The organism is Mesorhizobium sp. P3_A9 (assembly GCF_056402975.1).
This window is the reverse complement of record NZ_JBFUGJ010000360.1, coordinates 1-5,828: the sequence shown is the minus strand read 5'-3', so window position 1 is coordinate 5,828 and position 5,828 is coordinate 1. Positions and strand designations below refer to the sequence as shown.

Below are 5,828 nucleotides of genomic sequence, written 5' to 3'. Positions count from 1 at the left end.
GACCAAGATTGCGCAACAAAACTTAACATCACTTCACGCATGCAGCCACTTTCACCTGAAATAGTCCGAGCATCAGGGGCTCTTACTGCCTCGCTGCTCTGGAGCATGCATGTTCAAAATGATTTCTGGAATGGTCGCCGGCAGGGCCTCCCTCGCGGCGATGGCAATCCTGTTTTCAACGCATTCGGGGATCGTGCTGGCAGCGGACGCCATTGCCGTCGACACCGATGCCGTCGAAAATGGGGATTTGACCCCGCCGCCCGAGCCTTCCCGTTTCGGGCGCTTCGAACAGAAACTGGGCGACTGGCATGTCGTCCTTGGCGGTGGCGCCATCATCGCCCCCAAATACGAAGGCAGCAACGAGTTCAAGGTCATACCGGTGCCTTTCGTATCGGCGACATTCCTCGACACGGTGACGATCGATCCGACAGGCGCCAACATCGCCCTCTATGAACAAGGGCCGTTCGAATTCAGTGCGCGGCTTGGCTATGACATGGGCCGCAAGGAAGACGATTCCGATCATCTGCGCGGCCTGGGGGATGTCGACATGGGCGCGGTCGTCGGCGCCAAGGCGGCAGTGAAGTTCGGCCCGGCGGAAATCTTCGCACAACTGGACAAGACCATCGGCGGCAGCGATGGCCTGCAGGGCACGATTGGCATCGAGGTGAACCAGCCGCTGTCCCAATCGTTGATGGTCGGCGCCAGCGCATCGGTCGTCTTCGCCGACGAAAATTACATGCAGGCCTATTTTGGCGTCACGCCCGAACAAGCGGCTCGCTCGGGGTTGGCGCGCTATGATGCCGGCGCCGGGTTGAAGCGCACCGATTTTTCGATCTCCGCCACATATATGCTCAATCAGAACTGGATGGTGCGTGGCCAGGCGGGGGTCGGCATTCTTGTGGGGGACGCCGCCGACAGCCCTGTTGTCGTCGACAAAGTCCAGCCCTCGGGGATGCTCCTTGTCGGATATCGGTTTTAATGCCCACACATTCAGCAATGCAGGCAGCGGCAGACTCCAGCCGGATCGATTTGAACGCTGAGTTCAAATCGCCGAGGCAAGGGTCGCGTATCCTCATTGTCGAAGACGATATCGAGATCGCGCGCATGCTGGGCGAGACGCTCACGGAAAACGGCATGATCGTGGAAGTCGCCGGCAACGGCACCCGCATGAACGCCGCGCTTCGCACCCAGAAATTCGATCTGATTGTGCTCGATATCATGCTGCCGGGTGAAAACGGCCTCAGCATCTGCCGAAGGCTTCGCGCGCAAACGAACGTTCCGATCCTGATGCTGACCGCCCTTGGCGAGGAGATCGACCGCATCTTCGGACTGGAGATCGGCGCCGACGACTACGTGACAAAACCGTTCAGCGCGCGCGAACTGACGGCAAGGATACGGGCGCTGCTGCGGCGCACGGCTTACGCCCCCGACGAGCGGGACCGGACAAAGGTGCTTTGCTTCAACGGCTGGCGCCTCGATCCCGTTCGCCGGCAATTGCACGATCCGAGCAACGCGCGGGTTGCGACCACGACGCATGAATTCGATCTGTTGCTGGCGTTTTGCCGCAATGCCGGCCGGRTTCTGTCACGCGAGGAACTTCTCAGCGTCACCCATGCCGGGCTTGCCGGCCCGATCGAGCGAAGCGTGGATGTCCATGTCAGCCGGATCCGCCAGAAGATCGAAAAGGATGCGCGCGATCCGGTGCTTCTCAGGACCGTTCGGCTGGGCGGCTACATCTTCACCGCGACGGTGGAGGAAGCGTGACGGGTTTGGTCCGCCGTTTCCTGCCCCAGTCGGTGCGCGGGCAGTTCGCGGCAATGATTTTCATCGCGGTGATCGCGATCATGTCCGTAGGATCGGTCGTCGAAGGTTTGATAGAGAATGTCGACCTTCCCGTTGTGGAAGACAGCGCCAGGCGAGCCGCCATTGTCGCTGCCTTGTTGCGCGAAACACCGACCGAAGCGCGCAGTGCAACTCTCGCTTCGGCGACGCGTGCCGGCTTTGATTTCAAGATCCTGCCCAGGCAACAGATCAGCGCAATCCCATATTCCTATCTGCAATGGCGGAGCATCGAATGGCTCCTTCGAATGGACAGGGGGGCCGTTGATGGACGCTGGATGAGGATCGGCGATCAAGACGCGTTTGTCGTCGATCTGGACCAGCAGAGCGTCCTGGCTGATTTCGGCATGCCCGATTCCTGGCTCACGTCAGGCTTCGTGCGTGCCTCGTTCTACAGGTTCATGGCTTTCGTCGCCTTGCCCATCCTGATCTGGCTGTTTGCGGTATGGGCCGTGACGGATCCGTTGAAGCGCATCTCGGCGGCGGTGGGAGAGGCCGAGATCGAGAATGGCAACGAGCTTTTCGCCGAACACGGCTCCATCGAAATGGTTGGCCTGACGCGCGCGCTGAACAGGATGCGGGCGCGTATCCGCACGATGATCGAAAACCGCACCCGCATGTTGCGCAGCGTCAGCCATGATCTGCGCACGCCGTTGACGCGGCTGCGGCTTCGCGCCGAGCGCATGGAGGATGGCCCCGTTCGAACCGCCCTGCTGTCCGATGTCCAGCACATCGAAGATCTGATCGACGAGACGCTGACCTATCTGCGCAACGATGTCTCGACCGAGAAGCTGCAGCGGGCCGACATTGCCAGCGTGCTGCAAACCGTCTGTGCCGAATTCTCCGATGTCGGGTTTTCGGTTTCCTATTCCGGACCGGACAGGCTTCTGGGCTGGTGCAAACCCAATGCGCTGGCGCGTGCGATCACCAACCTGTGCGACAATGGGGTCAAATTCGCCGGCAATGTAACCGTTGCATTGACGCAGACCGACACGGCGGCGCGCATCGCGGTCGGCGATGATGGGCCGGGCATTTCGATGACGGCGCGCTCCCGCGTTTTCGAACCCTTCTTCAAGGAGGACATGTCACGCGGCGTTGCCTCGAAGCACGGCTTCGGCCTTGGCCTTTCGATCGTAGCCGACATCATCCAGGGCCACGGCGGCAAGATCGAGCTGCACGACAACCAGCCAACCGGCCTCGTCGTTACCGTCGAACTGCCGAACGGACCAACGGTCCAGCCATTGTAGGATGGCAGGCGCCGTGCTCGGTCTGATTATCGCCAGATTGCCGGAGGTGGTTTCAAGGCGTCCGAAGGCTTGCTTCAGGAGATATTGGTGCGGTCGAGAAGACTCGAACTTCCACGGGTTGCCCCACAGCGACCTCAACGCTGCGCGTCTACCAATTCCGCCACGACCGCACGTGGTAGGAGCCGGAACCAACCGGCTCGCGGCGTGTAGCAAATCGTTTCCGGCGAAACAAGTGCGCGACACGCAATAATCGCCAGTCATTTTGGCATAACGGTCGAGACGCTTGAAACGCCCCTCGAACTGGACGTTTTGGCCGATTGCCGCCATATGAAGGGTTAGGCATGTCGTTCAAGGGCACCGAGTGGTTTCGGGACTACGACATGAAAGACAAACACCCAGGGCGTATCGCGCATTTGACATGACGCGCCGCGGTCGAGAGCCGTGATGACAGAACGCAGCCAGATTGCCACGTCGTTCCTGCCCCTGCCCGGCTCAGCACCGGTCGAGTGGCGCACCCAGCCTGGCCTTACCGCCTATCCCCAGGCGCTGGCCTTCATGGAGGCGCGTGCCGAGGCGATCCGCAGCGGGGCCGCCGGCGAAATGGTCTGGCTGGTCGAACATCCCCCGCTCTACACCGCCGGCACCAGCGCCCGCATCGAGGACCTGATCGATCCCGACCGCTTTCCGGTCTTTTCGGCCGGACGCGGCGGTGAATACACCTATCATGGGCCCGGCCAGCGGGTCGCCTATGTCATGCTCGACCTGAAGCGGCGGCGCGAAGACGTGCGCGCTTTCGTCGCCGCACTCGAACAGTGGATCATCGGCACGCTCGCCGCCTTCAACGTGCACGGCGAGCGCCGCGAGGACCGTGTCGGCGTGTGGGTGGTGCGGCCTGATCGCCCTGCCCTGCCGGACGGCTCGCCGGCGGAGGACAAAATCGCGGCGATCGGCATCCGGCTCCGGCGCTGGGTGAGTTTTCACGGCATCGCCATCAATGTCGAACCGGACCTCTCCCATTTCGGAGGCATCGTGCCGTGCGGCGTGCAGGACCACGGCGTCACCAGCCTCGTCGACCTTGGTCTTCCCTTGGGGATGGCCGACCTCGATCTGGCGCTGAAATCAGCCTTCGAGGATGTCTTTGGCCCAGCAATTGCCTTGACTGCCGAAGCGGCCCGCAAGGCCGGTTGACCGTTTCGGGTTCAAAGCAGTTGCGCCGAGGCCCACAACACGCCGCAGCCATGAATGGTGAACACCGCCAGCAGCGCGCCGGCGATGGCTAAGCGATCAACGGTGCGGATCGGCTCCAACTCGTGGCGCGGCTTCACGCCGCTGCCGACAGTGAGCAGGCTGAGGATCGAAAAGACCGCTCCCGCCACAATTAGAAAGCCGGACGAGAAGCCTGCCTGTCGGCCGAGTGCCAGGAAGACGGAAAGCAGGAAGAACGAGGCCAGCGCCAGTGCGATCGGCCCAGGGCAGATCTGGCGCAGCACCTGGCCGCCGTCGAATTTCCACACCGGCACCAGATTGGCGATGTTGAACAGGGCCGCACAGCCGGCCAGCGCCGCCAGCAGCGCGGCCGCGGCCTTGTGCCCCTCGCCGCCCGCAAACGCACTGGCGGCGATGATGATAGGCACCAGGAACGCGGAGAACCCCGCCCCCATCAGCGCCACGAAGGCCACCTCGAAACGGCTGTTATAGGGCCGGCCACCAATGGCGATGCCGCCGAGCAGCGGRATGAAGATCATCCGYGCCTKGCGRTGMCCCRYCAGCCGGAASGCYGCCATRTGGCCRAGCTCRTGCAAGGCCACGACCGACGTCAGGATAGCGGCCAGCGCCAGCCCGCCAAGGTGGAGGCCGAAGAACGGCCACAGGATCAACGCCGACAGCACGGCAAAGCCGACCTGGCTCAGCGGATGCTCGAACCAGCCGCCTTTGCGATACTGCCCGGTTACCGCCCAACGCTGCAGCTTGGACAGTTCGCGGCGTATGGCGAAGTACCGAAACACCAGGAAGGCAGCGCCGCGGTAACGATCCGTCTGGCTGAGCGTCACCCGCGTGCCGCTGCCTTCGGGGACGAGCTCGGCGGTTTCGCGATAGTCTTTCCAGAACGAGACATCGAGCGCGGTATCCTCGAGGACGCGCATGGCGAAGCGGCTGCCCTCGACGACGTCTTCAAATCGCGCCCTGCGTTCGATCGGCTTGCCGTCGCGGCCTTCCCACGACAGCATGATGCGGGACACGCCCTCCCCGTCCAGCGGCTGCGCCGACAGGATCTCGCCGGACCAGCCGGCGTCGCTGCCAAGCGGCCACAGCGCCTGCCAGAGGCGCTGGCGGTCCATCGCCACCACGCGGCTGACCCTGACCGTGCGCAAACCAAGCGGCACGGTCATCAAGAGAAAGATCAGCCCGAGATTGCTGGCCACCAGAATGGCCGTGACGATGGGAGACACCTGGACGTTGCTCCTGCCTTGGAGACGCACCCTAGCGCCGCGGCGGCAAGAAAGACTTAACGGCGAAGCGGGTTCAACCGCTGGGAACGACGGCGGCAAGAGCCGCCAAATCACATGGCGCCGATCCAGATCGCCATGGAAACGAGAAACGCACTCATGCAAACCAGCGAGATGACATCCTGAACCAGATCGGTCATAACTCTCTCCTGTTGTTGATATGTTCGCAATTTGTTCTAATTTTGTTTCAATGTCAACGACCCCAATCCCGGGCATTTCCGGAATCGCCGGCGAT

Annotated in this window: 5 protein-coding genes and 1 tRNA gene; 4 read left to right on the top strand and 2 right to left on the bottom strand. The window is 62.4% G+C overall.

The annotated features are described in order from the left end of the window. Positions 1-109 precede the first annotated feature (109 nt). From AC1DX0_RS29800 to AC1DX0_RS29790, 3 genes are read left to right on the top strand one after another with little or no spacing between them, the layout of a single operon-like run. A complete protein-coding gene (locus AC1DX0_RS29800) occupies positions 110-979 on the top strand; it encodes a MipA/OmpV family protein (RefSeq protein WP_477222098.1) in 870 nt (289 codons plus the stop codon). Between the two features lie 17 nt (positions 980-996). Continuing rightward, complete coding sequence (locus AC1DX0_RS29795; RefSeq protein WP_477358014.1) at positions 997-1,764, top strand: response regulator; 768 nt, start codon at positions 997-999, stop codon at positions 1,762-1,764. Further along, on the top strand, positions 1,761-3,086 hold the full coding sequence (locus AC1DX0_RS29790) for a sensor histidine kinase (RefSeq protein ID WP_477222097.1): 1,326 nt from the start codon (positions 1,761-1,763) through the stop codon (positions 3,084-3,086). The genes AC1DX0_RS29795 and AC1DX0_RS29790 overlap by 4 nt, the downstream gene beginning before the upstream one ends. 85 nt (positions 3,087-3,171) lie before the next feature. Here the strand turns inward: AC1DX0_RS29790 and AC1DX0_RS29785 are convergent. Continuing rightward, a tRNA-Leu gene (locus AC1DX0_RS29785) sits at positions 3,172-3,256 on the bottom strand. Positions 3,257-3,530: 274 nt separating this feature from the next. Between AC1DX0_RS29785 and lipB the strand changes: the two genes are divergently transcribed. Next, on the top strand, positions 3,531-4,274 hold the full coding sequence (lipB, locus tag AC1DX0_RS29780) for a lipoyl(octanoyl) transferase LipB (protein ID WP_477222096.1): 744 nt from the start codon (positions 3,531-3,533) through the stop codon (positions 4,272-4,274). A gap of 11 nt (positions 4,275-4,285) precedes the next feature. Here lipB and AC1DX0_RS29775 read toward each other — a convergent pair. Beyond that, positions 4,286-5,828 (bottom strand): hypothetical protein (locus tag AC1DX0_RS29775; RefSeq protein WP_477358011.1); only part of this gene is annotated, 1,543 nt, incomplete at its 5' end.